Origin of the sequence: Shewanella sp. Isolate8, assembly GCF_022398495.1 — a bacterium.
Classification (GTDB): domain Bacteria; phylum Pseudomonadota; class Gammaproteobacteria; order Enterobacterales; family Shewanellaceae; genus Shewanella; species Shewanella aquimarina.
Genome location: NZ_JAKEVI010000001.1, coordinates 1,134,014 through 1,160,229 on the forward strand (window position 1 = coordinate 1,134,014; position 26,216 = coordinate 1,160,229).

Consider the following 26,216-nt stretch of genomic DNA (forward strand, 5'->3'; position numbering starts at 1 on the left):
GGCGACAACCCAGATGCAGATGGTATTTCATTTAGCGAGGTAGAGATGGAACAGACAATCAAACAAGTAAATGGTGTAAGGCCTCGCGCTGTGGCAGTGGAACTGGGCGCAATGCAGAAGTATCGCGCCCTGGTCATTCGCCTGTTGGGCCAGCTCAAAGGTGGCTTTATCACCCTCGTTGAAGGTGATACACAGCAGCAGTTTGGTGAGCGAAGTGCAAGCCTCAGCGCCCAGATAAATGTGTTGGATCCCAGCTTCTATCGCGACCTTATCCAAGGGGGCAGCATAGGCGCCGCGGAGGCCTTTCTCGATGGTAAGTGGACCAGCCCGGATCTCACCCGTCTGATTCAGGTGATGGCCCGCAATCAAACCCGGCTGGACGCGCTGGAGCAGAAGATGGCCTGGCTGACCCGCATCAAGCATCTGTTTTTAAGGCTAAGTCAACGCAACACAGAGCAGGGCGCCAAGCGCAACATACTGGCTCACTACGACATAGGTAACGAGCTCTACGAGCGCTTTCTCGATGACTCTATGCTCTACTCCTGCGCCCTGTACGGCGACAGTGGTCAGACGCTCGCTCAGGCTCAGCAAAATAAGCTACAAACCATCTGCGAAAAGCTGGAACTCAAGCCCGGAGAACATGTGCTTGAGATAGGCTCAGGCTGGGGGGCGCTGGCCATCTATATGGCGCAGCACTATGGCTGCCGCGTCACCACGACCACCATATCCGATGCCCAGTATCAATATGCCAAGACGCGGATTGAACAGGCGGGCCTTAGCGACCAGATAACCCTGCTCAAGCAGGATTATCGCCGCCTGACGGGCCAGTACGACAAGCTGGTGTCGATAGAGATGATCGAGGCGGTGGGCCACGAGTATCTGGGGACATTTTTTGAGACCTGCTCGGGCTTGTTGAAGGATGATGGCAAGATGCTGCTGCAGGCGATCACCATCAGCGATGGCCGCTACGAAAAATACCGTAAAGGCGTCGACTTCATTCAGAAATATATTTTCCCCGGTGGCTGCCTGCCGTCGGTGGCCGTGATGAGTGAGCAGCTGGCCAAGCGTACCGACATGGTGATCTGCGATCTGCAAGATATTGGCCTGCACTATGCGAGAACCTTGTACGACTGGCGTCAGGCGTTCGAGCAGGCCTGGCCGGAACTGGAGGCGCTTGGCTATGACGAGCAATTTAAGCGTCTCTGGCTGTTTTACTTCTGTTACTGCGAAGGGGCATTCAAGGAGCGGCTGATCGCCACCCATCATCTGGTTGCCCGTAAGCCCAGGTATTTTGGGGCTCAGGATGAAAGCGTTCTGGCTTATTAATCTTGGCCTGTTTCAGCTGGCCTGGTGGTCGGCGGCCTGGCTGACGCAATCGGCCAGCTACATCATCGCTGGGCTGATCATCTTGCATTGTCTGCTGTCCCCCTGTGTGAGGGCGGATCTGAGGCTGATGGCGCTGCTACCGCTAGGTTTGCTGGTGGATGGGGCGCTCATCGCTCTCGGCGCCTTTCGCGGTGTCGACTCTGCATTTCCCCTCTGGCTAGCCCTTCTTTGGGTGATCTTCTTGATGAGCCTCAATCACAGCTTACGTCTGCTATCCGGGCTCGGCCTGCCTTGGCTGATGCTTATCGGCGCCTTCGGTGGAGCGGGCAGTTATTGGGCCGGTCTGAGCCTGGGGGCGTTGGCGACCCCACTGTCCGATCTCAATTTTTGGTTGGTCACGGCACCGGTTTGGGCAGTGCTCCTGCCCTTGTTGGTGTGGGGACAGGGGAAGGTTTCAGCACCGCAAGCGAGTAAGTTAACTGGGTAACAAGCTCATTAGGTAACAAGGCTATTAAGTAAGAAGCGTATTAGGTAAGAAAGCGAGGTGAGTCATGGGCAAAGTTCTATTGCTATTACTCTTAAGCCTGGGTGCTCAGGCCGCAGATCTCGACAGGCTGCATAAGATAGGTAGCGCCGAGATGCAGTATCTGTTTTGGACCTTGTATCGCGCCGAGCTGTATAGCGCTCAGCCTGACTATGAGGCGAGTGCCGATAAGGCGCTGAAGATAAATTACTACCGAGATATCGAAAGCGATCTGCTTATTGAGGCCACGCTAGAGCAGTGGCGTCACCTGGGTTACTCAGACCAGCAGATAACCTCTTGGCAGCGGCATATTCAGGGGCTCTGGCCCGACGTGCGCGAGGGTGACAGTCTGACCCTTTGGGTGAACAGCCAAGGAGACAGCTATTTCTACTTCGGTGACAAGCCGCTTGGGCAGATCCAGGATCGCACCTTCGGTGAGGCGTTTCTGGCCATCTGGTTATCTGAGCGCACCTCAGAGCCTGAGTTAAGACAGGGCCTATTGGGATTAAGACAATGAAAAATATCGTTTTGGCATTTGTGACCTCCTTACTTATCTTGCTGCTTAGTGCCTGTGGCAGCGCCTCACTGGAGGACTATAGCGACACCACTCCAGAGCTGCATCTGGACAGCTTTTTTGACGGTAAGCTAAAGGCCTACGGCATAGTGCTGGATCGCTCCGGCACCCTGATAAGGCGCTTCGAGGTGGATATGCTGGCTAGCTGGCAGGGCGATAAGGGCGAGATCCAGGAGTGGTTTCTGTTCGATGACGGCGAGAAGAGCGAGCGCACCTGGCAGCTCACCAAGCTTGATGATAATTCCTACCAAGGCCGCGCCCAGGACGTGGTGGGCACAGCCCTCGGTCAAACCCGTGGGGCGGCGCTGTTCTGGCAATATGAACTCGAGATCCCAATCGATGGTGAGATCTATCAGGTGACTTTAGATGATTGGATGTTTCTGCTCGATGATAAGCGCCTGTTCAACAAGACAGAGATGAGCAAGTTTGGCATCAAGGTGGGGGAAGTTATCCTCTACATCGAGAAAATCTAGGGCTAAACCGCCAACCAGTTTGCTGTCGTCATTTTAAATCGCGTTTGAGCATGCGTCTGGTTATCCAAACCCCATGGTTTCTACTAACATAAAGACTGATGCTCTTTTGATATGCCGTATTTATATCCGTGACTGAATTCCATTACTCCAACTAGAACCAAGCATTATTGACGTTACACTTGAGGGAATGAGCATAGCACTTATTGGCACATACATTGTTTGCGCGGCGATGTGACGCTTAAGAGGCAGCTTATATGAAAGGTATACAACAATCTCAGGTGGACAGTTTTAAGGCTGGATTTGGTGGCGATGTTATTTTGCCCGAAGACAGCAACTATGACGAAGTGCGACAGATCTGGAATGCCATGATAGATCGAAAACCGGGGATGATCGCCCGTTGCACCTCGGCGGAGGATGTGGTCAAGGCCGTCAACTTTGGCCGGGAACATGATTTACTCATCTCGGTTCGCGGCGGTGGCCACAATATCGCGGGAAAGGCTCTTTGTGACGATGGCCTGCTGATAGATCTGTCCTTGATGAAACAGGTCAAGGTCGACCCCGACAAACAACTGGCTTTGGTTGAGCCGGGTTGTACCCTGGAGGATGTAGATGCCGCCACCCAAAAACATGGCCTGGCAGTACCCGTGGGGATCAACTCCACCACAGGGATCGCAGGATTAACCTTAGGTGGTGGCTTTGGCTGGTTAAGCCGCAAACTCGGCATGACAATCGATAACCTGGTGTCGGCCAATGTCGTGACCGCAGAAGGCAAACAGCTCGTTGCCAGTCAGGCCAGCGAACCAGAGCTCTTCTGGGGACTGCGCGGCGGCGGTGGTAACTTCGGCATAGTCACTCAATTTGAGTTTAAGTTGCACCCCATAGGGCCCGACGTCCTCAGCGGCCTCATAGTTTTCCCCTTCGAGCAGGCAAAGTCTGTTATCAGTCAGTTTGTTAACTTTACCGCCAATGCGCCTGAGGATCTGAGTGTCTGGATGGTGGCACGTAAGGCGCCGCCATTGCCATTTCTCCCCGAGTCGGTTCACGGCAAAGAGGTGATAGTGCTGGCGATCTGTTATGCTGGCGATCCCGCCGAAGGTGAGAAACTGATCGCGCCGCTTCGTCAATTTGGCACGCCTGTGGGTGAGCATGTGGGCGTACAACCCTTTGCTGCCTGGCAGCAGGCCTTCGATCCTTTGTTGATGCCCGGTTCACGTAACTATTGGAAGTCCCATAACTTTACCCTGCTTAGTGAAGCGGCTATCGATACGGCCATCGAATATGCCGGTACCCTGCCCACAGAGCAGTGTGAGATCTTTATCGCCTCAATCGGTTGCGCTACCTGTTTGCCGGCCGCCGACGCCATGGCTTATTCGGCCCGGGATGCCCAGTACGTATTGAACGTGCATGTGCGCTGGGAGTCTGCCGACGATGATAAACGCTGTATCGCCTGGGCGCGGGAGTTCTTCGATAAGACCAAGCCTTTTGCCAGCGGCGGTGCCTACATCAACTTCCTAACCGATGATGAATCTGACCGCACCGAGTCGGCCTATGGGGAAACCTACGGGCGATTGCGTCAGCTGAAGAAGCAGTACGATCCGAATAATCTGTTTAGGGTGAATCAGAACATCAAGCCCGCTTAAATTGGGGCTTTGCTTTGAAGCAGTAACCAAGTGACTGTTTACTTTTTAAATAACAGTCACTTGGCAGTAGCCTGACAACGGTCAGGCTACTTGGCTACTGGATTAGTGTGCTACATAGCTACATAGCTACATAGCTACTTGGCTATTTAGCTTCTGAGGCGATAACCGCCTTTATGCCGTGGGGATGGACCTTGATGCAGAGGTTGCCCCGCTTGAAGGCTATGGTGGGGTTAGCCAGGCGCTCATGTTCCCCCTGGGGCGAACTCATCTTCACCTTAACATCCGTTTCCTGAGCCAGCACTCTGGTAAGTGTCGGCACCCGCTCGAGTAGCTGCTCGCTCAGTGTCTCTGTGGTGGTCGCGCCGCCCGGCAGCACCAACTCGATATGTTCCCAGCCCTCGATCGGATAGCGTTTATCGCCGGGGTAGGGCAGCTCGATACATTCTATCGTCAGCTCGCCCAGCACCAAGGGAGTGTCGAGGGCGATGATGAGAATCGGGCGGCCGTTGATCATATTATCTGAGATGATCTCACCCTGACGGCAGAAGGCCTCTCTAAGGCTGTCGGCGCCTTGGCTGGTGTTGACCCTGAGGGCGGCATGGTCGCACTCGAAACCTAAGCCATCCAGCCCCAGTTCTTTCATGAAATCTAAAATCGCTTGGCTGAAGGTAGGCCACTGCAGCTTGAGCGCGTCAAAAGTCAGCTCATCGGAAACTTGAGATTCAGTCATCATCTTAATTATCTTGTGTGGACTCAAAATTGGGTATTAGTGCCGTGCTAGCGGCGCTGGCCCCGGGTTCGGCACTGGGGCGGCACTTGTCTTAAGGCCAGATCTCTATGGGGGTGCCGGTATCGACGGCGCGCCACAGCTCGTCTATCTCTTCGTTCTTGATGGCGATACAGCCGTCGGTCCAGTTGAGGCGCTGGGCTTCATCCGGGGTGAGCGAGGAGTTAGGATTCTGGCCATGGATCATGATCTGTCCGCCGGGATTGATCCCCAGTGCGGCGGCCCTGAGTTTATCTTCATCGTTGGGGTAGGAGATATGGATAGCACGGTAGTAGGCGCTGTCGGCCTTCTTATAATCCAGGATATAGCGCCCCTCTGGGGTACGTTGATCGCCCTCTTGCAGCTTGTGGCCCACCGGACGATCGCCCAGGGCAATCTTGTAGCGTCTTAATACTTTACCTTGGCGCATCAATAGCATGCTGGCCTCAGACTTATTGACTACCACCAGATCTACCTTGCCAATCTGGCTCTTGCTGGCGCTATGGGGCGAGCTTAAGCCGCTCGATTGCGCCCAGGTAACCCCTAACGGGGCGAGCAGGCAAAGCAGCAGGAGTTGTTTAAAAAATGTCTGCATCGTCTTGGTTCGGTAAAATAAAGCCACTACTTGGGTGTTCATCATACCTTATTTTAGATTAAGCTGGATCGGTTAATTCCATGTTGCATCATAGTGGGTGGAATTGGCGTCTTCGATGATGAGAGATAAGGATTGTTAATTTAGATGGATGAGACCCCGCAAGAGGCGCGTAAACAGAAACTCAGAGAGATTATCTTCGGCACAGACACGCCGGCCGGTCGTTATTTCGACATCAGCCTGATCGTCTGTATCGTGTTGAGTGTCGCCCTGGTGTTTGTCGACACCATAGACAGCATACATAATCGTTATGGCGATTGGATCCGTATCGCCGAATGGTGCTTTACCGGTATCTTTACCTTAGAGTACATGCTCAGACTCTACTGCTCCGCTCAGCCGGCACAATATGCCCGCAGCTTCTATGGCGTGGTGGATCTGCTCTCTATCTTGCCCAGCTATCTGGCGCTCATCTTCCCCGGGGCCAACTTCACGCTGGTGATCCGTGTGCTGCGACTGTTCCGTATCTTCAGGGTGCTTAAGCTGCTGCGCTACCTCAGCGAGGGTAACCTCTTGCTGCGGGCCATGATGCAGTCGAGCCGCAAGGTCTTTCTATTTTTCTTCTCCGTCAGCCTGATTGTTATGGTGCTTAGCGCCATCATGTATGTGGTGGAAGGACCCGAGCATGGTTTTACCTCCATGCCGAAATCTATCTACTGGACAATCGTTACCATCACCACGGTAGGTTATGGCGATATTACCCCGCAGACTACATTAGGGCAGGGGATAGCCGCGTTGACCATGCTGATCGGTTACTCCATCATCGCCATTCCGACCGGCATCCTGACCTCGGAGATCTCCCAAGAGATGGTGCGCAAGAAAGATCTGCGCCGCTGTAGCAACTGCCTCAAGATGGGACACGAAGTCTCGGCGCTCTACTGTGACAAGTGTGGCAACGAGCTGGAAACAGACCTTTAGGAGCCCTATGTTTGCAATCTATTCGGCAGTAAGCGTTATTGGTTATGAGGGAGCGTTATGACCACGGCTAAATTTGTTCAGGGCTCTATCATGCGCCATATTTGGGTGATGAGCTCGACCGCCGCCATCGGCATCTCGGCCCTGTTTGTGGTGGATCTGATCGATATCTTCTTCCTCAGTCTACTGGGGGAGCAAGAACTGGCCGCGGCGGTGGGATACGCGGGCACCATCTCTTTCTTTACCACCTCGATCGGCATAGGGCTCTCTATCGCCCTCGGCGCCCTGGTTTCTCGCGCTGTGGGGGCCAAAGAGTTTGAGCTGGCCAAACGTTTGCTGCTCAATAGCGCCGTGGTGACTGTGCTGGTGGCCTCACTGGTCGCCTTAATTGTCACCTGTTTTATCCCCGAGTTGCTTACCCTGGTGGGAGCAACCGGTCGTACCGGTGAACTGGCCGCCGGTTACCTCTATATTCTCGTGCCCTCCATGCCCATCATCTGTCTGGCGATGGCCCTGGGGGCGGCGCTCAGGGCGGTGGGTGACGCCAAGCTCTCCATGGTGTCGACCTTGACCGGGGGCGGCGTCAATCTGGTGTTCGACCCTATCTTCATTTTCCTGCTCGCCATGGGGATTGAGGGTGCAGCACTGGCCTCTGTGCTGGCACGACTGGCTGTGCTGTTGGTGGCGGCGAGAGGCGTGGTGGTGAAGCATAAGCTGTTTGGCCGTTTCGACCTCACCGCCTTTAAGGAAGACATTAAGCCCATTTTTGCCATCGCGGGACCCGCGATGATGACCAACATCGCCACGCCGATAGGCAATGCCGTGGTGACCCGAGCCATCGCCGAATTTGGCGATAGCTATGTGGCGGCCTGGGCCGTGCTGGGCAGGCTGACGCCCGTGGCCTTTGGCATGATCTTCGCCCTCAGTGGCGCCATAGGCCCTATCGTCGGGCAGAACTTTGGTGCGCGGGAATTTGATCGGGTGAAGCAGAGTCTGACTAAGGCACTGCAATTTTGCGCCCTGTATGTGGTATCTGTCTCGCTGCTGTTGATGCTGCTGCAGGAGCAGATAGTGCAACTTTTTGCCATGCAGGGGGAGAGCGCCGAGTTGATCCGCTTCTTCTGCCGCTACATCGCCGTCTTCTTTGTGTTCTCCGGGGCCTTGTTTGTCGCCAACGCCTCCTTCAATAACCTGGGTAAGGCCAAGTACTCGACCCTGTTTAACGTGGGTAAGGCGACTCTGGGTACCATTCCCTTCGTTTACTATGGCGGCCAACTGGGTGGCGTCGAAGGTGTGTTGATCGGCCAGGTGCTGGGAGCGATCCTCTTCGGCGTGCTGGGTGTATTAACTGCCTATCGCTTGGTTGACAAGGTGCATGCCAGTGCGGCGCTAGCCGTTAGCCAGGAGGCGCTCGATGAGGAGCTAAGCCCCAGCAGCACCAATCCACTGTCATCCTCCTGTGCCCAGATGGCGCAGATCAGTGAGGAGCAAGATTGTGAGGCAAGCAATCGCGTCAGTGAGCTGGTTACAGGTGAAACGCGTGACTAACTGTCTTCTGTTACACAAGGGATGGTTAGAACGGCTATGAAAGCGATAGAGGCAAAAACGGCGCCGTAGTGGCGCCGCTTGGTAGAGGCATTAGTTATTGGCAATAGCCATTAGCATTTAGGCATTAGACATTAAATGCATTAGGCACAAGGCGTAAGCCTTAGCCTTGCTGCGCCGGAGCCTCTTCTTGTTCGACGCTCTCAGCTGTCACGTCTTGTTCGTCCTCAGACTTAGCGGCCTTCTCGGCGGCATTAGCCTTGGCGGCGGCTTCGGCCTGCTCCTGGGCCAGCATCTTGGCGCGATCGCCTTTTGAGATATATTTCTTTACTGTCGGCGGCGTATGTTTGTTGTGACGGGCTTTGGCGCGCTTTGCCGTCTTCTTCAGCATCTTTTGTTTCTTGTTCATACTTCCACCCAGGTGTTTGATTCAGATAATATGTGGACTTTACGGGGTCGCCCGTCGGGTAACCCAAACCGGGGGCGGATTTTAACCTAATCCGCACGCTGGGGCTATAGGCGAGTGTTGAGATAGAGGAATTATGAGTCGTATAAGCTGTGATGCCAAGATCACCTTCTTTGAGCGCTTCGAGGCCGATATTTTAAGTGGCGCCAAAACTATCACCTTGAGGGATGAGAGCGAGTCGCACTTTCGCGTCGGCGATCGCCTGTCGGTATCGACCTTCGAAACAGACAGGCATTTTTGTGATATTCAGGTGGTTCGGGTCGAAGAGCTCGCCTTCGATGCCTTAAATCAGCGCCATGCCGCGCAAGAGAACATGACGCTTGAGCAGTTAAAGGCGGTAATCACCGAGATATATGGCGAGATTAAAACCTTGTACCTTATCGAATATCGTTTGCTGTAGGTCAGCTATGTAGGCGCCGTCTTGGCAAGGAAGAGAAGGAGTCGCTTTACTATGCAGCCAAATAACATGCAGCCAATTAACATGCAGTCGCTTAATGAATCTGTAGTCTTGCTTCATGGCCTGGCGCGCAGCAGGGCCTCGATGGAGAAGATGGCGAATGCTCTGTCGGCCAAGGGTTACCAATGCGTGAATCTGGGCTATCCCTCGACTCAGTTTGATATCGAGACGCTGGCCGGGGAGCATATCGACAAGGCATTGTCTGCGTGCCGTGGAGAGAAAATTCACTTTGTCACTCACTCTATGGGCGGCATTCTGGTGCGCCAGTACCTGAGTCAACATGCCTTGCCCGCCCTTGGCCGGGTGGTGATGCTTGGCCCACCGAATGGCGGCAGTGAGGTGGTGGATCGCCTGAGGAATATGCCTGGATTTATGCTGGTTAATGGCCCTGCGGGCATGCAGCTGGGCACAGAGGCGAGTAGCGTGCCGAATCGTCTCGGTAAGGCTGATTTTGACCTTGGGGTGATTGCTGGCAATCGCAGCGTTAACCTGCTGCTCTCGACCCTATTGCCTGGGCCTAATGATGGCAAGGTCACCGTGGCGCGCACTCGGCTCGAGGGGATGAGGGATCATATTAGCCTGGCGGTAACCCATCCCTTCATGATGAATAACGCCAGGGTGATTGCCCAGACGGCGCATTTCTTGGCTCACGGATGCTTTAAGCCTCGAGCGCCTGCGGATGAACTCTGACCCTTTTCTGCCAGATTTTTAGCCCTTGTCGGCGAACTTGCTGATGTCGGCGTCGGTGGCGCCATCGTTGCACTCTCCGCGGATCTCTCCGCGTCCTACCTCTATGATACGGCTCAGTTCCAGATAGCCTTCGCGGCAGTAGCCTGTCATGGCGATGGTCTTCTCAAGGCCTAACTCTATCTGCTGTGTCCAACGCCTCAGGTCTGGCTCATAGATGGAGCGTTTCTTGCTCCCCGAGCGTTTCATCTTCTCTATCTGACGCACTCGCTGCATGTGGGGCTGTTCCAGGGTGGGCAACTCGGCGTACTTCACCTTGTAGGTAAACAGCTTGATGCCGTCGCCCTTGATTGAGGTCTGGAAGGTATCTTCTACACGAACCTTAAAATCATCGACATCGCGTTTGCTGGCGCAGCCGACAAGGCTAAGCATAGCGGTGAGAAGCACAGTGGTGGTAAGCAGTGGGGAAGGCATCGGCATCTTATTATTATCTTTATTTTCGTCGAAGGTTAACATTTGTGACAGGCCGAGCATAACCCAATTGCCAGGGGAGATCACCCCAGGTGACATGACTTTACCTAAATTGACTTTGGCTGAGTAACTTGAACTGGCTCACGTAAATAGGGTGAGATGTGAGAAAATTGTTGTTATTTGTTAGCGTCTTGGCACACTCAAGGTAAGGGGAAATGTGTTAGGAGATCCCCAGTGCTAAGGAGTCTGCATGTCGGCCTTGATCAGCCTGTTTCGTTCATTACTCGGCAGTTTTCGGGATCTGGTACCCATCATCTGTGTGGTCGCCTTCTTCGAGATCTTCGTGCTGCATCAGGCTCCGGCTAATCTGGCCGAGATCCTGCTCGGGCTGGTATTTATCGTCTTCGGTTTGACCTTCTTCGTCTTTGGGCTCGAGATGGGCCTGTTTCCCATAGGTGAGTCTCTGGCTCAGGCGCTGGCGCGTAAGGGCAGCGTTTTCTGGTTAGTTGTGTTCTCCTTCTCGCTGGGTTTCGGCACCACACTGGCGGAGCCCGCCTTGACGGCAGTAGCGAATGAGGCCGCCGAGGTGGCGGCTAATGCCGGAGCCATAGCCTCGAGCAGTGACGCCATGGAGCGCTACGCCATGGGGCTCAGGCTGACGGTGGCCATCTCGGTGGGGCTGGCGATTCTGCTCGGGGTGATCCGTATTCTTAAGGGCTGGCCCATTCATTATTTAATCATAGGTGGCTATGTGTGTGTCATGGTGTTAACCGCCTTTGCGCCGGAGAACATCATAGGTATCGCCTATGACTCTGGCGGCGTGACCACCTCGACCATTACCGTCCCCTTGGTGACCGCCCTGGGGGTAGGCTTGGCCAGTGTGATCAAGGGGCGTAATCCCATGTTGGATGGCTTTGGGCTGATCGCCTTTGCCAGCCTGACGCCGATGATCTTCGTTTTACTCTACGGCATGTGGGTGTTGTGATGACTTATCTGAGTGAGATGTTAGATACCCTGATGTTGACGGCCCGGGACGTGGTGCCTATCGCCGTCATCTTGTTCGGCTTTCAGCTCGGGGTACTTAAACGTGCCATTGCCAATTGGCGCCGGGTGCTGCTGGGATTTGTCTATGTGATCGTAGGGCTCAGCTTGTTTCTGGTGGGCCTCGAACTGGCGCTGTTTCCCATCGGTCAGAGCATGGCAAGCCAGCTGACCTCACCCGATTTTCTCCATCCAGAAGGCGGTGATACCCCCTTTATCTGGCAAGATTATCTCTGGGTCTACCTGTTTGCTGCGGCTATTGGTTTTAGTACCACAATTGCCGAACCCTCATTGATTGCAGTGGCGATAAAGGCCAACGAGGTCTCGGGCGGCGCCATCGGTATTCAGGGGCTTAGGATTTCTGTGGCGATCGGGGTGGCTATGGGGATAGCCCTGGGCTGTTTTCGAATCGTGGTGGGCGACCCCATTCATTATTACATCATGGCTGGCTATGTGCTGGTTGTGATCCAGACCTATTATGCCCCTAAGATGATAGTGCCATTGGCCTACGATTCAGGTGGGGTGACTACCTCGACCGTGACCGTGCCGCTGGTGGCGGCGCTTGGCCTGGGGCTGGCCACCAATGTGGCGGGGCGCGACCCGCTTATCGATGGCTTCGGCCTGATTGCCTTTGCCAGCCTGTTTCCTATGATCACTGTGATGGGCTACGCCCAGTTAGTCGAATTCTTAAGTCAGCGAAAATCCGCTAAGGAGCGAGACCATGCGCTTTAAACTTATCGTCGCCTTCGTCGATGAAACCTGTACCGATACCGTGCTCGATGCGGCGAGAGAGGCGGGCGCCACGGGAGCGACAGTCATTAATCATGCCCGCGGTGAAGGGCTGGAGAAGAAGAAGACCTTCATGGGCCTGGGTCTGGATATACAGCGGGACGTGATCCTCTGGTTGGTAGAGGAGCACATGAGCCGCAGCATCTTGGAAACCATTTGCCGGGTAGGGGAGTTTGAGACGAACCCTGGGCAGGGGATTGCCATACAGATAGATGTGGAGGACGCCGTCGGTGTCGCCCATCAGGTGGAAAAACTCAGCAAAGAGATTGAGGATCAATTATGAAACCAAGCAGGCTAATTAAGAACAGCGACGTCATGAAAGACAGCTATGTGATGGTCGATGGTCTGCATACCGTGGCCGAGGCGATCAAGCTGGCGGTGGGCAACGATGTCAGCATGTTGCTGGTGAACAAGCGTCATGAACACGATGAATACGGCATGGTGCTGATGAGCGATATCGCCCGCAAGGTGTTGGCCAAAGATAAGTCGCCAGAGCGGGTCAATGTCTATGAGATCATGATTAAACCTGTGCTGTCGGTACACGCCGACATGGACATTCGTTATACCGCCAGATTGTTCGAACGCTTCGGCATCAACAAGGCGCCGGTGATCGAGGCGGGTAAGATCTTAGGGGTGGTGACCTATCACGACATAGTGCTTAAGGGGATGTTGCCCCATCTGTAGCGCCTTGAGCCAGCCAATAAAAAGGGCACCCTAGGGTGCCCGTAGTGCTTAAGCATAAGCTTAGGCGAATCGCTTATTGAGATAGTCTATGATATCCGAGGATTCATACATCCACTGAGTCTCTCCGGCCTCTTCGATACGCAGGCAAGGGACCTTAGCCAGGCCGCCTTGTTGTACCAAGGTCTGTTGATGCTCGTCCTGCTTGGCATCGACCGTGACGATATTCAGTCCCTGGCGACGAATGGCGCGGCGCACCTTTACACAGAAGGGACAGGCCGCGTACTGGTATAGCGCAAGTCCTTGTGTCTGCTCGTCCACTCTTGCCTGCTCCGCCAGCGGACGCTGACGCTTCTTAGGGGTAAAAACAAAATTCAGAAACAGGATAATGCGGCCTAATACCCAGCGAACAATAAACATTAACGACTCCTAGATAATTTTGATGGGGCGGATTCTAACGCAAGCGTGATGGAGATCAAAGCCTTGCCGCAAACCGAGACCTTATCCTTTTATTTCTATCGCCTCATTTAGCCAAGGTTACGCCCTAGGGCTCGAGCTTGAACTAGAGGAGTGGCGGGCAGAAAAAACGGCTAAGCCTGGGCTTAGCCGTTTTTATCTTACTTAAATGACTTGGGGTTATGCGCGGTTATTCGGCGCTCAGGGTCAGCAGGGCCTGAGATGCACTGGTGTCGAGGGCCGCCTGACTGTCGAGCACGAATACCCGGCCCGCTTCGATGTTGGCCTGTTCGATCAGATATTGCTTAACCGCCAGCGCTCGCTGCTGCGCCAACTGACCCAGGGCGTTATCGTCAAGCTGCTGCGCCGAGACCAGGTAGTTATATAGCGCGATATGCCAGCGGGTTTGTAACTCCTCTTGGTTTATTTCCTGCTGCGCCTGTTGCTGTTTGATCTCCTTGAGTACTTCGTCTGGATCTTTTTGCAGCGTCTTCTGGTACAGGGACTTTAGCGCATCAGACAATATACCCGTGGTGGGGAAGGTACTGGCCGTGAGTGCCTGCGGTAGTTGCGCCTCGGTAAACTTGGCATCATCGAGCTGCGCCTCAACGACCAGCGCCTGATGCAGCTTGGCCGTCATTAAGGCCTGACTGTCGTTGATGAGATCCACGGCGCCCTTGGCGCTGACGGTAAGCTTGGGCCTGTCGGCCAAGCCCTTGGCCAGCTTGCTCAGTAGTGTCTGACTCTCCTCTGGCAGCATCGCCAGACCTGGGGTAAAGGCCACTTTATCCAGCTCATCGTCTGAGCCTAATAGGCCGGCTAACAGGCTGAAGGGCGCGGTCACCGCCTTAGTGATCACATTGGTAAAGGCGGTGGCGATAATGCTGCCGAAGCTAAAGCTTGGCTCGTTGAGATCGCCAGAGACCTGCAGGCCTAAGTCGATCACCCCGTGTCTGTCTTGTAACAGGGCGATGGCCAGGGTGACAGGTAGGGAGGTCGCCAAGCTGGAGTTACTCTTCTTACCCAGCTGCAGTTGATCGACCACCAGATGGTTGTCGCCCACCAACTGATTGTTCTCCAGCTGATATTTAAGGTCCAGTGACATCAGGCCTTTGTCTATGTAGTAACCCGCGTAGGTGCCCGAATAGGGGTTAACCGAGGTGAGCTCCACATGCTTGAAGCTGAGATCGAGGTCCAGGTAAGGCTGCTCCAGCAGGGGATTGATCTCACCATTGAGGACGACCGGGGCGTATCTGTCTATCTTGCCCTTGATATCGACCTTGGCGGCCTTGTCGCTACTTGAGGAGAGGTTGGCGATATTGCCTTCGAGCTGCTCTATGCTGGCGGCAAAGTTAGGAGTGAGAGAGTTATCGGCAAAGAAGGTCGAGCCATCTTTAAACACTATCTTGTTGATGCTAAGGGCCATCGGCTTGGCCGCATCGCCTATCTTGTCACTCTTTTGCTCAGCCTTTGCCGGTTTGGCGCTATCTGGTTTAGCACTGTCTGGTTCTGTTTTATCAGATTTCGCATCTTCAGACGCCGCCTGGGCGACCAGCAGATCCTGGAAGTTGGTGGTGCGATCTTCGTTGATCAGTATACGTCCGTAGGGCTTGTCTAGGGTTACCTGATCGATTGCCAGTTTGTTGGCCTTTCTATCGAAGTCGAGCTGGTTGAGATCCAGCTGCTGCCACTTCACCAATGTCTTGTTGGCCTTGAGGTCTTTGACCTGAAGATCGTCAACCTGAAGTGTGCCCTGATAATTTAGTTTGCCGTTGGCATCGGCAAGCAGTTGTCCCGATGTCGCCAGGCGGCCATCGTCGATCTTGATGTTCACAATAGGCGCAATGTAGTTCTGGAACCAGTTAAGGCTCAGCCCCTCGAGTGAGAGATCGGCGCTGACCTGCTTGGCCAGGGCATCGATCTGCCCTTTAGTCTGTACCTTGGCATTTTGGTTGATGGCTAATGCCAGCTGATAGTCTATGGGTTGACTCAGGCTCTCATCTAGCGCGCCTGTGGTAAGTTGCAGCTGGCTTATCTGCCAGAGGTTCTCCTCTTTAAACAGCTGCTCGGTGAGGTTGAGCCGATAGTTGCTCAGCTCGATTTTTGCCAGCCTGGCGTGCCAGCCTGACGCTTCATTGCTGTCAACGGCTTGCTCAGCCGTCTGCTCAGCAGTCTGCTCACCAGCATTAGCCTCAATCTCAGCCTCGGCCACTTGTTCACTGTTGGCCTGACTGGCTGTCGTTTCGTTGGAACTGGTTTCGCTAGTGCTCGTTGCGTTAGCACTCGTTTCGGTAGAGCTTGTGTCAGAGGACGTCGTTTCAACAGCACTCGCCTTAGGGGTTAACAGGGCGGCGAGATCTACGCCCTTATCATCTAGTCTGGCGTTGACCGTAAGATCGCTCGAGGTCAGGGCGGCCAGATCCACACGCTGTTGGCCCAGATCTGCCTCTATGCCTGTGAGGGCAAAACGCCCAAGGGTGATAAGCTCGCGCTGCTCGTGGCTGATCTGCAGCTGATTAAAGCTGAGCTCGCCGGCGCTGGTGCTGGCCTCTAGCTTGTCGCCTTCCTGAGCGACACGGTACTCAGTGGCGAAATCCACATAGCCCTTGTCCAGCGAGACATTAAAAGCGTCGGCAACAAAGGCCCAAAGTTGGGGCAGATCGATGTGATTTAGGCTGATATCGCCAACAAGCTCGAATGGGGTGAGCTGTACCTGTCCCTTGAGGGCAATTTTACCGCCACGGTCGCTATGGAACTCCATGTGGTAGCGGTTTGCCTTAGCCTCCGCATTGCTGTTGGTGCCTGCCTTGTCGGCTTTGCTGTCATTCTCATTGTCTTGGTCTTGGTCTTGGTCATTAATTCTGGTGGCCACAATGGGATTATGGGAGTCGAAGCTGGCAACCTTGAGGTTGACCTTGGGGTAACTCACCTCTCCTCGTGTGATCTCATCGGCTAGATGCAGGTTGGCATCGACGATTGCCAGGTTCTTGAGGATAAAATGGGGAATAGTGGCATTGCCTTCGACTTCTGGTTCGGCTTGAGGGCTATTTTTCGCTAGCGTCTCCAGGATATCGGTGAAATTAAACCTCAGCGCCTGTTCGCTCTTTAGACGCTTAACCTCGGCATGGGGATTTTCCAGCGTGATGTCGCTAAGACTCAGGCCTTGCTGAAATAGTGAGTCCCAAAACTGGATATTGAGTCCCAATCGCTTAAAGCCGACGAAGGCCTGGTCGTCCTTCTCCTTGATGGCAAAATCAGTGAGTTCGACCTCTAGGGTAAAGGGGTTTATCTTGACCTCCCCGAGGGAGACGGGCCTTAAGATCTGATCCGACAGCTGCTTAGGAATTTGCTGGGTTAACAGGTAAGGAAGCAGTAGACCCAGTAACAGGGTCCATGTTAAATACAGGGTAATTGAGATACCAATATACCTTTGATATTTAGGCAGCTGTTTGTATTTTTGTCCGAGTTGAGCGAAAAATGATGGGACGGAAGACATAATGACCTTAATGACGTTGTAGACGAACTGAAAAGATTCAGAGAAGGGGGGACGGCGAGTCCTATCCGCACGTTTGTGAACCAGTCGCTATAATTTTAGTAGGTTTATTATCGATAATGAACGGCTAAACATAAAATTTATTTAAATTTCTACGAGATAAATCGACATATATGACAACATTTTACCTCGACGGTCAGGCATTTGAGGCTAAGGCCGGTGAGTCGGTATTAGACACCCTGATACGCCATGGTCAGCGGGTCAATTATTCCTGTAAGAAGGGCGTGTGTAAAACCTGTCTGCTGCAACATGTCGATGGCGAAATGGCGATCGGGGCCCAGCGTGGTCTGACGCTTGGGCTTAAGCAGCGTCACTATCTCTGCTCCTGTCAGTGTAAGCCCACCCCAGCCTTGCGTCTCAAGTCTATCCTGCCGCAGGATCTTTTTGTCGGCGCCAAGATCCAGGAGAAGCAGTTTATCAACGAGGCCGTGGTACGCGTCCGCCTGGCGTTAGACGAACCCTTGCAGCACCACCCGGGGCAGTACATCAACTTACGACGCTTCGACGGCCTGACCCGCAGCTATTCGCCTACCAGTCTGCCGGATGAGCCTTTTCTCGAGCTGCACGTGAGGCGCAAATATAATGGGCAGTTCAGCGATTGGCTGTATCACCATGCCGGCATAGGAGAGAAATTGCTGGTGCAGGGACCGCTGGGGAGCCGCTATTACCGCAGCGCCTATCGTGATGCCAAGCTGATCATCGTCGCCTTCGGCAGTGGTCTTGGTGTGGCCCATGCCATGCTGATGCAGGCGCTGGCTCAGGGGCATCAGGGGGAGATCTTCCTCTATGTGGGCGCCCGGGATGATAACGATCTCTATCTGCATCCTAAGCTGCTTAAGATGATGTTGGAACATCGTCAGTTTCACTATCAGGCCTGCATCACAGGGCAGAGTGAGAGCAAGGGGCGGCGGGTGATCCATGCCAACCCCTTTAGCGAGGCGCTCAAGTGTCACCAATTCGACCGTCAGCAACACTTGTTTCTTTGCGGCGAGCCGGGCCTGGTTAACGAGAGCCGGGAGATTGCCTTTCTCAATGGATTTCCCATCGAACGTATCCACAGCCTGTCGTTCGAGTACAAAGATCTGCGCAAACGTCCCAGAGGGTAGACTTAGGTCGGAGTAACAATGGACTGTTATTTTAATCCTGATATGATAACATCAACTAAATCATAAGGATGTAACTGTATTTGTTGCCCCTCATCCTAGGCGAATACAGATTTCAAGGACGGAATATGCTGATACGAATTGCAATTGAAGATGATTTGAACCTGCTGACACCTCTGTTTGACCGTTATCGTCAGAGCCTGGGGCAAGCGTCTGCCTTGGCCGACAGTGGCGAGTTCCTACAGGCCCGTCTACATGAGAATGATTCGGTGATCTTTATTGCTCAGGTAGCCCTTGAGATTGTCGGCTTTATTCAGCTCTATCCCTCCTTTTCTTCGCGCCTGCTCAAGCCCGTTTGGTATTTTGACGACCTCTATGTCGAGGAGGCCTTTCGCCATCAAGGTATCGCCACCCGTTTGGTTGAGAAAGCCAAGGAGCTGGCCGATGAGACTAATGTGATGGCGGTGCGCCGCGAACACCTCAGCGGTGACGGTTTCATATACATCGACGAGTGCGACACGAGCGCAGTGTTTGCCGAGCAGGCGGCTAACCAATACTAATAGGCTGTCTTCAGGGATTTTGCTTGTGGTAAGATAGCGCCGTTTTTTTGTCTTATCCTTGGAGATAAATCGGTGAATAAGAGTCTTATCACTAATTTACTGGCTGCCCTGTTGGTAGTCTGCGGCTATCTTTTTCAGCAAGCTATCGTCTTTAGTATCGGCCTGTTTGCTCTGTCGGGGGCGGTCACCAACTGGCTGGCGATCCATATGTTATTTGAGAAGGTGCCAGGCCTCTATGGCAGCGGCGTGGTGCCGGCGCGCTTCGAGGAGTTTAAGGCGGGCATCGCCCATCTGATGATGGAGCAGTTTTTTACCAACGAGAATATAGATAAGTTCCTGTCACAGCAGGGGGGCAGTGTGGCCCACATCAACCTGGAGCCTGTCATCGAGAAGGTGGATATGTCGCCTGCCTTCGACGCCTTGGTGACCACGGTAGAGCAGTCCTCATTCGGTGGCATGCTGACCATGTTTGGCGGCACGGAGGCGATAGCGCCACTTAAAGAGCCTTTCATCAACAAGATGAAGACCTCCTTGGTCGAGCTGACCCAGAGTGATGATTTCTATGAACTGCTGAAGAATGAGATAGAGCAGCCCGACGTGCTGGCGGATCTCAGAGCCAAGGTGAAGAGCATTGTGGATCAGCGCCTTGCCGAACTGACCCCTCAGCTGGTGAAAGAGATAGTGCAGCAGATGATCAAACAGCACTTAGGCTGGCTGGTGGTCTGGGGCGGTGTCTTCGGTGGTCTCATTGGCCTGCTGGCGGCATTGCTGGGCTAGGTTGAAGACGAGTAAAAAAGGGAGCCTGGCTCCCTTTTTTATTGCCTATAATCTGAGCTATGGCGCTGCCCCTCTAGATTTAACACTCGCTTTACCTTTAGATAGGGGGTAGATTTAAAAAGCGAGACTTGGCTCACATTGATGGGCTAAACCTAACAACGATAGTCACTGCAAGGAAATGCAATGAATCAAGACCAGACCATCAACTATATCGAGATCCCAGTGAAGGATATCGCCGTGACCAAGGCATTCTTTGGCAAGGTGTTCGGCTGGCAGTTTGAAGATTATGGCCCCGAATACAGCTGTTTTACCAACGCGGGGATTGCTGGTGGATTTTTCCTGTCGGATAAAAGTTTCGATATCGCCTCCGGCACGCCGTTAATCGTCATCTATGCCAAGGCGCTAGAGGTGTGTCTGACCACGGTTGCCGATGCGGGCGCCTTGATCACTCAGGAGATCTTCTCGTTTCCTGGCGGGCGTCGTTTTCATTTTAAGGACCCAAACGGTAACGAGTTTGCGGTATGGTCAGAGTAACAGGTGCCTCATTGTATCGTCGAATATAGCGCGCCTGTGGCGCGGCAATTAGCCATCGACACCCTGGTGGCCTTGGTGCATCGTGGCGCTATCGAGAGTGATCTGTTTGAGCCTGCCAGTATCAAGTCTCGGGGCTATTGTGCCGAGCATTACCGTGTCGGTGAGGCAGAAGGGGCCGATTTTATTCATATCACGCTTAAGATCATGCCCGGTCGCACCGGTGAGCAGAAGCAGCATCTGATGCGGTGTGTCGATCGCCAGATCGCGTCGTTGTGCGCCTCTGTATCCAGCATCACCATGGAGGTGTTGGATATCGAACGTGAACACTATTTTAAACGGCTAAATGATTAAACGATTAAATGGCTGAAGAGCCTAGTCTTTATCAGGAGTATTATGGTCAATGGGAGATGGAGTCCCAGGAGTCATTCTTGAATGCAGCTTACTAGGGCCTTGATGTTGGTGGCGGGCTTGCTCGCCGCGCCGCCGGTTTACGCCGAAGACGAGCAGACGATGCGGGTCTGCGTCGATCACTATCCACCGTTTCAAATTCTCGAGGGTGAGCATGAGCCTATCGGTGAGAATATCGCTGCGCTCGAGCTGTTTGCGCATCTGTTGCAGCGTCATTTAACCTTTATCTCCAGCCCCAATTTCGCCCGTTGCCTGCATATGCTAGAGCAGGGCAGCGCCGATGTGGTGGCCGGGATATATGCCAAGCCTGAGCGGGCGGCCTATAGCCATTTTCTGCCCTATCGCGATGACGGCCGATTCGTCTTCATCAGTCAGCGTGAACTGGCGAGTGTAAACGACTATGAGGATCTGAGGCTGCTCTCCATCGGCGTATCGCGAGAAACAGAGTATTTTGACCGTTTCGACAAGGATGATCGCCTGAATAAGGTGGAGACCAACGATGTGATCTCGGCGACCAACATGCTACTCAAGGGACGTTTCGAGCTGCTGATCGTCTCCGAGGTAGTATTGCCGAGCCTGAGGGCGCGTTTTCGCGATTTCGACGACAAGCTTAGGGTACATCCCTATAGCCATGAGGAGCATCGCCAGGTCTATTTTGGCGTGAGCAAAAGGCACCAAATGGGGATCCCTATGGATAAGATGCAGGAAATCATCACTCAGGCCTATGAAGAGGGGCGCTTCATGCAGGCGGTCGAGCAGTTTGCCACCCAGCACCTGGAACACTATTGATTCACAGGCATGAATAATACCAATCGTAATAAACAATTGATCATTCTAGCTTGTTAAAACGCTCGATAACTGTATTAGTATTTTTAATTGTAGAATAACTACTTATCTAAAAATCCTGCTTTGTCCTCAAGCGTTTTTTCTGCGCTATTTCTGATCACATGTTTACTGTGATTGGTATAACACGAGTGAACGAAAGCGTGCCAATAAAAAAGAGACCTTAAGGTCTCTTTTTTATTAGACTTTCTGTCGCCTTTTCTATCGGCAAGCAGCCTAGTAAGCACTCTCATGCACCGACTGCACCGCACGACCCGACGGGTCGATGATCCCTTGAAGGCTCTCATCCCAGGCCAAAGCCTCAGGGGTTGAGCAGGCGACCGACTTGCCACCCGGCACGGTTTCGGCGGCCGATGGCAGTGGGAAGTGTTCCTCGAAGAAGCAGCGATAGAAGTAGGCTTCCTTGGTTTCCGGCGTGTTGTAAGGGAACCTGAACTTGGCGTTGGCCAGCTGCAGATCGTCTACCTGAGCCGCGGCATGGTCTTTTAGGCCATCGATCCAGGAATAGCCGACACCATCGCTAAACTGCTCCTTCTGACGCCAGGCCACCTCTTGTGGCAGCTTGTGTTCGAAGGCCTGACGCAGGATATGCTTCTCGATACGGCCCTCTTTCGACATCTTGGCCTCAGGGTTGAGTCGCATCGCCGTGTCGATAAACTCTTTATCCAGGAAGGGGACACGTGCCTCCAGGCCCCAGGCCGCCATCGCCTTGTTTGCGCGCAGACAGTCGAACAGGTGCAACTTGTCTAACTTACGCACCAACTCTTCATGGAAGGCTTGGGCGTTTGGTGCCTTGTGGAAATAGAGGTAGCCGCCAAACAGCTCGTCGGCGCCTTCGCCAGACAGTACCATCTTGATCCCCATCGCCTTGATCTTGCGCGCCATCAGATACATGGGGGTTGCCGCACGTATGGTGGTGACATCGTACGTCTCCAGGTGATAGATCACATCCTTTATCGCGTCGAGCCCTTCCTGGAAGCTGAAGGTGATCTCATGGTGTATGGTGCCTATGGCATCGGCCACCTTCTGCGCCGCCGCCAGGTCAGGTGCGCCGGTCAGGCCTACCGCGAAAGAGTGCAGCTGCGGCCACCAGGCATCGCTGGCACCATCGTCTTCGATACGACGCTTGGCGAAGGTCTGGGTGATGGCTGAGACCACAGAGCTGTCCAGTCCACCTGAGAGCAGCACGCCGTAGGGAACATCTGACATCAGCTGACGCTTAACCGCGGCTTCCAGGGCATCGCGCAGTTCATCCACGCTGGCAGTGTTGTCCTGTACTGCCTCGAAAGACTGCCAGTCGCGTTGGTAGTAGTGGGTCTCACCACCCTTTGTTAGATAGTGACCTGGTTTGAAGGTCTCGACCGTCTTACAGACGGGCATCAGCGCCTTCATCTCTGAGGCCACATAGAAGTTACCCTCGGCATCATGGCCTGTGTAGAGAGGGATGATGCCCATGTGATCCCGGCCAATCAGGTAAGTGTCGCTGCGCTTATCGTAGAGTACGAAGGCGAAGATACCGTTGAGCTTGTCCAGAAATTCGGTGCCGTACTCTTGATAGAGGGCGAGGATCACCTCACAGTCTGAGTTGGTCTGGTAGCTGTACTTGTCACCCAGTTCGGCCTTGAGTTCCTTGTGGTTGTAGATCTCACCGTTGACCGCCAGGATCAGGCTTTCATCTTCGGACAATAATGGCTGAGCGCCATGTTCGATATCGACGATGGCCAGACGCTCATGGGCGAGGATCGCCTTGTCGCTGGCATAGATCCCTGACCAGTCGGGGCCGCGGTGACGCAGCAACTTGGACATCTCCAGGGCAACCTGGCGTAGCGGCGTGGCATCGGTTTGGATGTCGAGAATCGCAAATATTGAACACATAATGAAAGCTCCAGAAAACGGTATAAATCTCAGTTGCCAATCACTTTGACAGCATTTTCTTTATCTGCCAAGCCTAAAAGTTATCAAAACATCATAAAAATCGCCTTTTCGGTGTTATTTTTATAATTTTTGTGGTGATGATTTTGAGTTTTATTTTGTTGTTTGTGGTTTTAATTATGATATCTCTATTTTCAGTCCTCTATTAGTGGCTGGAATTGTTCAATCTGAATCTCGCTCTGGATTTTAGTCGAGATGGCAAAAAGCGGTGTTAATGGTGGATAAATAAACAAAAAGGCTTCCGATGGAAGCCTTTCTAGTCATGTCGTGTGCCAAACCTGCTTATTCGGCGCTTGCGGTCTTTGTGGTGGCCGGGCGAAGTTGATGAAATTCGGTACCGGCATAATAGCCGGGCCAGTCGCCGTTGTTACCCAGGCGTTGAGCGGCCTGATAGTAGACCCCAAGATCTTCCAGGGCGCCGGAGAGATCCCAGTCGGCGCGATACTCATCACACACATTGTGGTAACAGCCTTTCATCTGCGCTTTCATCTCGGCTTTGTACTTGGCTGTGACCTCATCGACGGGATTATTGCCCCCACCGGCAAAGACGGCTGGCACGCCGTACTTGGCGAAGCTGAAATGGTCTGAGCGGAAGAAGCCGCCGGACTCTGGGCGTGTCTCACTCACCGCGGTGCGCTGCTGGCCGCTGGCCGCCTCGACCAGATAGGTTTCCAGCTGTGACTTGCCCTTACCCACGATAGTGTAATCCGATGTACGGCCATAGATATTGGTGCTGTCCAGGTTGAAGACGGCTACTGTCTTGTCCAAAGGGTAGACGGGGTTGGCGGCGTAGTAGCGCGAACCTAACAATCCTTGCTCTTCGCCTGTGGTGGCGACGAAGGTGATCGAGCGCTTGAGCGGCTTACCTTGCTTGGCCTGGGTGGCGAACTGGCGGGCGATCTCTAGGATGCCGGCGGTGCCTGAGGCGTTGTCCAGGGCGCCGTTATAGATCTGATCGCCCTGTTTGCTGCTGTCCAGGCCGATGTGGTCCCAGTGAGCAGTAAAGAGGATCTGCTCATCACTGGCGTCCTGGCCGGGCAGAGTCGCGACGACGTTGTAGCTATCGGCATATTCCGCCTTGTTGGTGAAGGCGATGCTGGCACTTTTCTGCAGGGCGACATTCACCGGGCTGCTGGCGGCGCGATCGCTTAAGGTTGCAAGGGACAAGCCCGCACTGTCGAACAGTTCGCTGGCTTTTTCCTTGGTGATCCAGCCTTCGACCTGTACGCGGCTGTCCTGTGTGGCCTTATCCAGCACCAGATCTTGCTGCGCGCCGGTCCAACTGTTTTCGACGACAGACCAAGGATATGAAGCCGGCTTGGTGTCATGAATGATGATGGCGCCGAGGGCCCCCTGACGGCTGGCTTCCTCAAACTTATAGCTCCAGCGGCCGTAATAGGTCATCGCCTTGCCGTTAAACTTGCCCGATTCTGGCAGGGCGAAGCCGGGATCGTTAACCAGGATCAGGGCAATCTTGCCCTTCATGTCCAGTCCTTGGTAGTCGTCCCAATTATATTCGGGTGCCTTGATGCCATAGCCGACAAAGACCAGGGGCGCATCTTTGATCTCGACGCCCTTATTGTCGTGGCGACTGCCAAGCACGATATCCTGACGGTAGTGCATCGGCAGGTCACCCAGGGTGATGTTTTGCGACTCGCTGGCGGTGTAGCTCACCATAGGTACGGGTTGCAGGAAGCTGCCATCGTTGGCGCCGACCAGCCCGGCGGCGGCAAAGGCCTTGCTAAGGTAATCCAGCGTCAGCTTCTCACCTTGAGTCGTCGGGGCACGGCCCTCAAATTTATCCGAGGAGAGGGTCTGAATATCCAGCCTGAATCTGGCTTCGTTAAATGCAGGAACTTGCTCCTCGCTACTTAGCTGGGGAGCATGCTGGCTACAGGCGCTGAGGAGCACCAGAGCACAGGTGGGTAGGGCAAAACGCATGGGACTTCCTATTTGTTTTTGTTATCTATTTATTGATTGCGCCCACATGATGAATAAGATGCCGCTCATTATCAAGGGAGGTGGGACGATTAAATGTTACGCTTTATGTTTGCTGGAAGGCAGATAGCATCAGGGTTTGGAGGGATAAATCTTGTGTTGATTAGGGATAAAAAACACGCGGCCTGGGCCGCGCGTCTTGGCTAGTGATTTCTCTGGCTAATCGGGCTAGATAACGTCGATATCACCGGCGCAGTCGAACACATGGTTGGGTCTGAACGGTTCTTTCTCGATATCTTTGACCTGGCTGACGCCGCTGGTGACCAGAATGGTTTCCAGGCCCGCCTGAAACCCCGCTAGGATGTCGGTGCGCATGTTGTCGCCGATGATCACGGTATTTTCCGAGTGGCCGCCGATATGGTTGAGTGCACTGCGAATGATCCAGGAGCTGGGCTTGCCCACGTAGAAGGGTTTGCGACCACAGATGCGCTCGATGGGGGCACACAATGCACCACAGGCCGGACTGTGGGCCGGGCCGTGGGTGTCTGGGTTGGTGGCGATAAAGCGGGCACCGGCGGCGACGAACTGGGCAGCCTTGTGGATCATGTCCCAGTTGTAGGAGCGGGTCTCACCGACGATGACGAAATCAGGGTTGATGTCGGTTATGGTAAAGCCCGCTTTGTAGAGCTCGTGGGTGAGGGCGCCTTCGCCAATAACAAAGGCCTTGTCACCCGTCTGATGCTTGAGAAAATCAGCCGTTGCCATGGCCGAGGTATAGAAACACTCTTCTGGTACCTGGATCCCGGCGGCGCCGAGGCGATTTTGGAGATCTTTACCCGTTTGAACCGGATAGTTGGTCAGAATGACCAGTGGGTTTCCCTGCTCGAGAATGCGATGGATAAATTTATCGCTGCCAGGGATCAACTTATTGTCATGTAGCAGTACACCATCAATATCACAAATTACGTTTTTCATCTTAGGTCTCATCTTGCTAGCAGAAAGTCAACTGCCTTCATCTAAAACCAATTGTGTTTTAAAAACAATGGAATTTGGTGATTTATTTAGTCTGGCCAGCAATAAAGGGATGCTTTGGGCTTAGTGGTTAAATT

28 protein-coding genes are annotated in these 26,216 nt (G+C 53.6%); 19 read left to right on the forward strand and 9 right to left on the reverse strand.

Annotated elements, in window-relative coordinates; all coding sequences use genetic code 11:
* Window positions 1–111 precede the first annotated feature (111 nt).
* The 5 genes from L1D43_RS04995 (at window position 112) to L1D43_RS05015 (ending at window position 4,536) form a co-directional block, all read left to right on the forward strand.
* Window positions 112–1,326 (forward strand): cyclopropane-fatty-acyl-phospholipid synthase family protein, encoded by a 1,215-nt coding sequence (locus L1D43_RS04995; protein ID WP_239851048.1) that lies wholly within the window; start codon window positions 112–114, stop codon window positions 1,324–1,326.
* Window positions 1,304–1,813: a DUF2878 domain-containing protein gene (locus L1D43_RS05000; RefSeq protein ID WP_239850168.1), complete on the forward strand. Its 510-nt coding sequence runs from the start codon at window positions 1,304–1,306 to the stop codon at window positions 1,811–1,813. The genes L1D43_RS04995 and L1D43_RS05000 overlap by 23 nt, the downstream gene beginning before the upstream one ends.
* Before the next feature lie 64 nt (window positions 1,814–1,877).
* Window positions 1,878–2,366, forward strand: a complete 489-nt coding sequence (locus tag L1D43_RS05005) for a chalcone isomerase family protein (protein WP_239850169.1) — start codon at window positions 1,878–1,880, stop codon at window positions 2,364–2,366.
* On the forward strand, window positions 2,363–2,896 hold the full coding sequence (locus L1D43_RS05010) for a DUF3833 domain-containing protein (RefSeq protein WP_239850170.1): 534 nt from the start codon (window positions 2,363–2,365) through the stop codon (window positions 2,894–2,896). The genes L1D43_RS05005 and L1D43_RS05010 overlap by 4 nt, the downstream gene beginning before the upstream one ends.
* Window positions 2,897–3,150: 254 nt before the next feature.
* On the forward strand, window positions 3,151–4,536 hold the full coding sequence (locus tag L1D43_RS05015) for an FAD-binding oxidoreductase (RefSeq protein WP_239850171.1): 1,386 nt from the start codon (window positions 3,151–3,153) through the stop codon (window positions 4,534–4,536).
* Window positions 4,537–4,678: 142 nt separating this feature from the next.
* On the opposite strand, the gene L1D43_RS05020 is transcribed toward L1D43_RS05015, so the two are convergent.
* Window positions 4,679–5,269: a VOC family protein gene (locus L1D43_RS05020; RefSeq protein WP_239850172.1), complete on the reverse strand. Its 591-nt coding sequence runs from the start codon at window positions 5,267–5,269 to the stop codon at window positions 4,679–4,681.
* Between the two features lie 88 nt (window positions 5,270–5,357).
* Window positions 5,358–5,897: a L,D-transpeptidase family protein gene (locus tag L1D43_RS05025; RefSeq protein WP_041511743.1), complete on the reverse strand. Its 540-nt coding sequence runs from the start codon at window positions 5,895–5,897 to the stop codon at window positions 5,358–5,360.
* A gap of 144 nt (window positions 5,898–6,041) precedes the next feature.
* Between L1D43_RS05025 and L1D43_RS05030 the strand changes: the two genes are divergently transcribed.
* Both L1D43_RS05030 and L1D43_RS05035 read left to right on the forward strand, forming a co-directional pair.
* Window positions 6,042–6,869 (forward strand): ion transporter, encoded by an 828-nt coding sequence (locus L1D43_RS05030; protein WP_239850173.1) that lies wholly within the window; start codon window positions 6,042–6,044, stop codon window positions 6,867–6,869.
* A 57-nt stretch (window positions 6,870–6,926) separates the two neighbouring features.
* The gene (locus L1D43_RS05035; RefSeq protein WP_239850174.1) at window positions 6,927–8,414 is read left to right on the forward strand and encodes an MATE family efflux transporter; all 1,488 of its coding nucleotides are present in this window, start codon (window positions 6,927–6,929) and stop codon (window positions 8,412–8,414) included.
* A 160-nt stretch (window positions 8,415–8,574) separates the two neighbouring features.
* On the opposite strand, the gene L1D43_RS05040 is transcribed toward L1D43_RS05035, so the two are convergent.
* Window positions 8,575–8,820 (reverse strand): DUF2986 domain-containing protein, encoded by a 246-nt coding sequence (locus tag L1D43_RS05040; RefSeq protein WP_239850175.1) that lies wholly within the window; start codon window positions 8,818–8,820, stop codon window positions 8,575–8,577.
* Window positions 8,821–8,953: 133 nt separating this feature from the next.
* Here L1D43_RS05040 and yqfB point away from each other — a divergent pair, with 133 nt between their 5' ends.
* Window positions 8,954–9,277 (forward strand): N(4)-acetylcytidine aminohydrolase, encoded by a 324-nt coding sequence (gene yqfB, locus L1D43_RS05045; RefSeq protein WP_239850176.1) that lies wholly within the window; start codon window positions 8,954–8,956, stop codon window positions 9,275–9,277.
* Window positions 9,278–9,328: 51 nt separating this feature from the next.
* Window positions 9,329–10,024, forward strand: a complete 696-nt coding sequence (locus L1D43_RS05050; RefSeq protein WP_239850177.1) for an alpha/beta fold hydrolase — start codon at window positions 9,329–9,331, stop codon at window positions 10,022–10,024.
* An 18-nt stretch (window positions 10,025–10,042) separates the two neighbouring features.
* On the opposite strand, the gene L1D43_RS05055 is transcribed toward L1D43_RS05050, so the two are convergent.
* The gene (locus tag L1D43_RS05055) at window positions 10,043–10,501 is read right to left on the reverse strand and encodes a hypothetical protein (protein ID WP_239850178.1); all 459 of its coding nucleotides are present in this window, start codon (window positions 10,499–10,501) and stop codon (window positions 10,043–10,045) included.
* A gap of 241 nt (window positions 10,502–10,742) precedes the next feature.
* On the opposite strand from L1D43_RS05055, the gene L1D43_RS05060 reads away from it, so the two are divergent.
* Genes L1D43_RS05060 through L1D43_RS05075 form a run of 4 tightly spaced genes read left to right on the forward strand, consistent with a single transcriptional unit; the run spans window position 10,743 to window position 13,006 of the window.
* Window positions 10,743–11,477, forward strand: a complete 735-nt coding sequence (locus L1D43_RS05060; protein WP_041511709.1) for a DUF1538 domain-containing protein — start codon at window positions 10,743–10,745, stop codon at window positions 11,475–11,477.
* Window positions 11,477–12,265 (forward strand): DUF1538 domain-containing protein, encoded by a 789-nt coding sequence (locus L1D43_RS05065; protein WP_239850179.1) that lies wholly within the window; start codon window positions 11,477–11,479, stop codon window positions 12,263–12,265. The genes L1D43_RS05060 and L1D43_RS05065 overlap by 1 nt, the downstream gene beginning before the upstream one ends.
* Window positions 12,255–12,605 (forward strand): P-II family nitrogen regulator, encoded by a 351-nt coding sequence (locus L1D43_RS05070; protein ID WP_041511708.1) that lies wholly within the window; start codon window positions 12,255–12,257, stop codon window positions 12,603–12,605. Before L1D43_RS05065 ends, L1D43_RS05070 begins: the two co-directional genes overlap by 11 nt.
* Complete coding sequence (locus L1D43_RS05075; RefSeq protein WP_041511707.1) at window positions 12,602–13,006, forward strand: CBS domain-containing protein; 405 nt, start codon at window positions 12,602–12,604, stop codon at window positions 13,004–13,006. Before L1D43_RS05070 ends, L1D43_RS05075 begins: the two co-directional genes overlap by 4 nt.
* Window positions 13,007–13,066: 60 nt before the next feature.
* On the opposite strand, the gene L1D43_RS05080 is transcribed toward L1D43_RS05075, so the two are convergent.
* Together L1D43_RS05080 and L1D43_RS05085 are read right to left on the reverse strand one after the other, a co-directional pair.
* A complete protein-coding gene (locus L1D43_RS05080; protein WP_041511706.1) occupies window positions 13,067–13,423 on the reverse strand; it encodes a glutathione S-transferase N-terminal domain-containing protein in 357 nt (118 codons plus the stop codon).
* Window positions 13,424–13,649: 226 nt separating this feature from the next.
* Window positions 13,650–16,955: a DUF748 domain-containing protein gene (locus L1D43_RS05085; protein ID WP_239850180.1), complete on the reverse strand. Its 3,306-nt coding sequence runs from the start codon at window positions 16,953–16,955 to the stop codon at window positions 13,650–13,652.
* A 170-nt stretch (window positions 16,956–17,125) separates the two neighbouring features.
* On the opposite strand from L1D43_RS05085, the gene L1D43_RS05090 reads away from it, so the two are divergent.
* From L1D43_RS05090 to L1D43_RS05115, 6 genes are all read left to right on the forward strand, one after another.
* Window positions 17,126–18,118 (forward strand): FAD-binding oxidoreductase, encoded by a 993-nt coding sequence (locus tag L1D43_RS05090; RefSeq protein WP_239850181.1) that lies wholly within the window; start codon window positions 17,126–17,128, stop codon window positions 18,116–18,118.
* 125 nt (window positions 18,119–18,243) lie between these two features.
* Window positions 18,244–18,675 carry a GNAT family N-acetyltransferase gene (locus L1D43_RS05095; protein ID WP_041511703.1) on the forward strand — a complete coding sequence of 144 codons (432 nt, stop codon included), beginning with the start codon at window positions 18,244–18,246 and terminating at the stop codon, window positions 18,673–18,675.
* 72 nt (window positions 18,676–18,747) lie between these two features.
* On the forward strand, window positions 18,748–19,452 hold the full coding sequence (locus tag L1D43_RS05100; protein WP_041511702.1) for a hypothetical protein: 705 nt from the start codon (window positions 18,748–18,750) through the stop codon (window positions 19,450–19,452).
* Window positions 19,453–19,635: 183 nt separating this feature from the next.
* Entirely contained in the window at window positions 19,636–19,986 is a 351-nt protein-coding gene (locus L1D43_RS05105) for a VOC family protein (protein ID WP_041511701.1), read from the forward strand.
* 3 nt (window positions 19,987–19,989) lie between these two features.
* The gene (locus tag L1D43_RS05110) at window positions 19,990–20,337 is read left to right on the forward strand and encodes a 5-carboxymethyl-2-hydroxymuconate Delta-isomerase (protein WP_239850182.1); all 348 of its coding nucleotides are present in this window, start codon (window positions 19,990–19,992) and stop codon (window positions 20,335–20,337) included.
* Between the two features lie 81 nt (window positions 20,338–20,418).
* Entirely contained in the window at window positions 20,419–21,183 is a 765-nt protein-coding gene (locus L1D43_RS05115) for a transporter substrate-binding domain-containing protein (RefSeq protein ID WP_239850183.1), read from the forward strand.
* Between the two features lie 270 nt (window positions 21,184–21,453).
* Here the strand turns inward: L1D43_RS05115 and asnB are convergent, their stop codons facing one another.
* The 3 genes from asnB to L1D43_RS05130 all read right to left on the reverse strand — a co-directional run bounded on the left by asnB (window position 21,454) and on the right by L1D43_RS05130 (window position 26,082).
* On the reverse strand, window positions 21,454–23,112 hold the full coding sequence (gene asnB, locus L1D43_RS05120) for an asparagine synthase B (RefSeq protein WP_239850184.1): 1,659 nt from the start codon (window positions 23,110–23,112) through the stop codon (window positions 21,454–21,456).
* Between the two features lie 339 nt (window positions 23,113–23,451).
* Window positions 23,452–25,110, reverse strand: a complete 1,659-nt coding sequence (locus L1D43_RS05125) for a M28 family metallopeptidase (protein WP_239850185.1) — start codon at window positions 25,108–25,110, stop codon at window positions 23,452–23,454.
* A 225-nt stretch (window positions 25,111–25,335) separates the two neighbouring features.
* Window positions 25,336–26,082, reverse strand: a complete 747-nt coding sequence (locus L1D43_RS05130; protein ID WP_041511696.1) for an HAD-IIA family hydrolase — start codon at window positions 26,080–26,082, stop codon at window positions 25,336–25,338.
* Between the last annotated feature and the right edge of the window lie 134 nt (window positions 26,083–26,216).

Coding starts and splice junctions, on each gene's coding strand:
- L1D43_RS04995 (WP_239851048.1), top strand. CDS start 112: ATGCAGAAGTATCGCGCCCTGGTCATTCGCCTGTTGGGCCAGCTCAAA.
- L1D43_RS05000 (WP_239850168.1), top strand. CDS start 1,304: ATGAAAGCGTTCTGGCTTATTAATCTTGGCCTGTTTCAGCTGGCCTGG.
- L1D43_RS05005 (WP_239850169.1), top strand. CDS start 1,878: ATGGGCAAAGTTCTATTGCTATTACTCTTAAGCCTGGGTGCTCAGGCC.
- L1D43_RS05010 (WP_239850170.1), top strand. CDS start 2,363: ATGAAAAATATCGTTTTGGCATTTGTGACCTCCTTACTTATCTTGCTG.
- L1D43_RS05015 (WP_239850171.1), top strand. CDS start 3,151: ATGAAAGGTATACAACAATCTCAGGTGGACAGTTTTAAGGCTGGATTT.
- L1D43_RS05020 (WP_239850172.1), bottom strand. CDS start 5,269: ATGATGACTGAATCTCAAGTTTCCGATGAGCTGACTTTTGACGCGCTC.
- L1D43_RS05025 (WP_041511743.1), bottom strand. CDS start 5,897: ATGCAGACATTTTTTAAACAACTCCTGCTGCTTTGCCTGCTCGCCCCG.
- L1D43_RS05030 (WP_239850173.1), top strand. CDS start 6,042: ATGGATGAGACCCCGCAAGAGGCGCGTAAACAGAAACTCAGAGAGATT.
- L1D43_RS05035 (WP_239850174.1), top strand. CDS start 6,927: ATGACCACGGCTAAATTTGTTCAGGGCTCTATCATGCGCCATATTTGG.
- L1D43_RS05040 (WP_239850175.1), bottom strand. CDS start 8,820: ATGAACAAGAAACAAAAGATGCTGAAGAAGACGGCAAAGCGCGCCAAA.
- yqfB (WP_239850176.1), top strand. CDS start 8,954: ATGAGTCGTATAAGCTGTGATGCCAAGATCACCTTCTTTGAGCGCTTC.
- L1D43_RS05050 (WP_239850177.1), top strand. CDS start 9,329: ATGCAGCCAAATAACATGCAGCCAATTAACATGCAGTCGCTTAATGAA.
- L1D43_RS05055 (WP_239850178.1), bottom strand. CDS start 10,501: ATGCCGATGCCTTCCCCACTGCTTACCACCACTGTGCTTCTCACCGCT.
- L1D43_RS05060 (WP_041511709.1), top strand. CDS start 10,743: ATGTCGGCCTTGATCAGCCTGTTTCGTTCATTACTCGGCAGTTTTCGG.
- L1D43_RS05065 (WP_239850179.1), top strand. CDS start 11,477: ATGACTTATCTGAGTGAGATGTTAGATACCCTGATGTTGACGGCCCGG.
- L1D43_RS05070 (WP_041511708.1), top strand. CDS start 12,255: ATGCGCTTTAAACTTATCGTCGCCTTCGTCGATGAAACCTGTACCGAT.
- L1D43_RS05075 (WP_041511707.1), top strand. CDS start 12,602: ATGAAACCAAGCAGGCTAATTAAGAACAGCGACGTCATGAAAGACAGC.
- L1D43_RS05080 (WP_041511706.1), bottom strand. CDS start 13,423: ATGTTTATTGTTCGCTGGGTATTAGGCCGCATTATCCTGTTTCTGAAT.
- L1D43_RS05085 (WP_239850180.1), bottom strand. CDS start 16,955: ATGTCTTCCGTCCCATCATTTTTCGCTCAACTCGGACAAAAATACAAA.
- L1D43_RS05090 (WP_239850181.1), top strand. CDS start 17,126: ATGACAACATTTTACCTCGACGGTCAGGCATTTGAGGCTAAGGCCGGT.
- L1D43_RS05095 (WP_041511703.1), top strand. CDS start 18,244: ATGCTGATACGAATTGCAATTGAAGATGATTTGAACCTGCTGACACCT.
- L1D43_RS05105 (WP_041511701.1), top strand. CDS start 19,636: ATGAATCAAGACCAGACCATCAACTATATCGAGATCCCAGTGAAGGAT.
- L1D43_RS05115 (WP_239850183.1), top strand. CDS start 20,419: ATGCAGCTTACTAGGGCCTTGATGTTGGTGGCGGGCTTGCTCGCCGCG.
- asnB (WP_239850184.1), bottom strand. CDS start 23,112: ATGTGTTCAATATTTGCGATTCTCGACATCCAAACCGATGCCACGCCG.
- L1D43_RS05125 (WP_239850185.1), bottom strand. CDS start 25,110: ATGCGTTTTGCCCTACCCACCTGTGCTCTGGTGCTCCTCAGCGCCTGT.
- L1D43_RS05130 (WP_041511696.1), bottom strand. CDS start 26,082: ATGAAAAACGTAATTTGTGATATTGATGGTGTACTGCTACATGACAAT.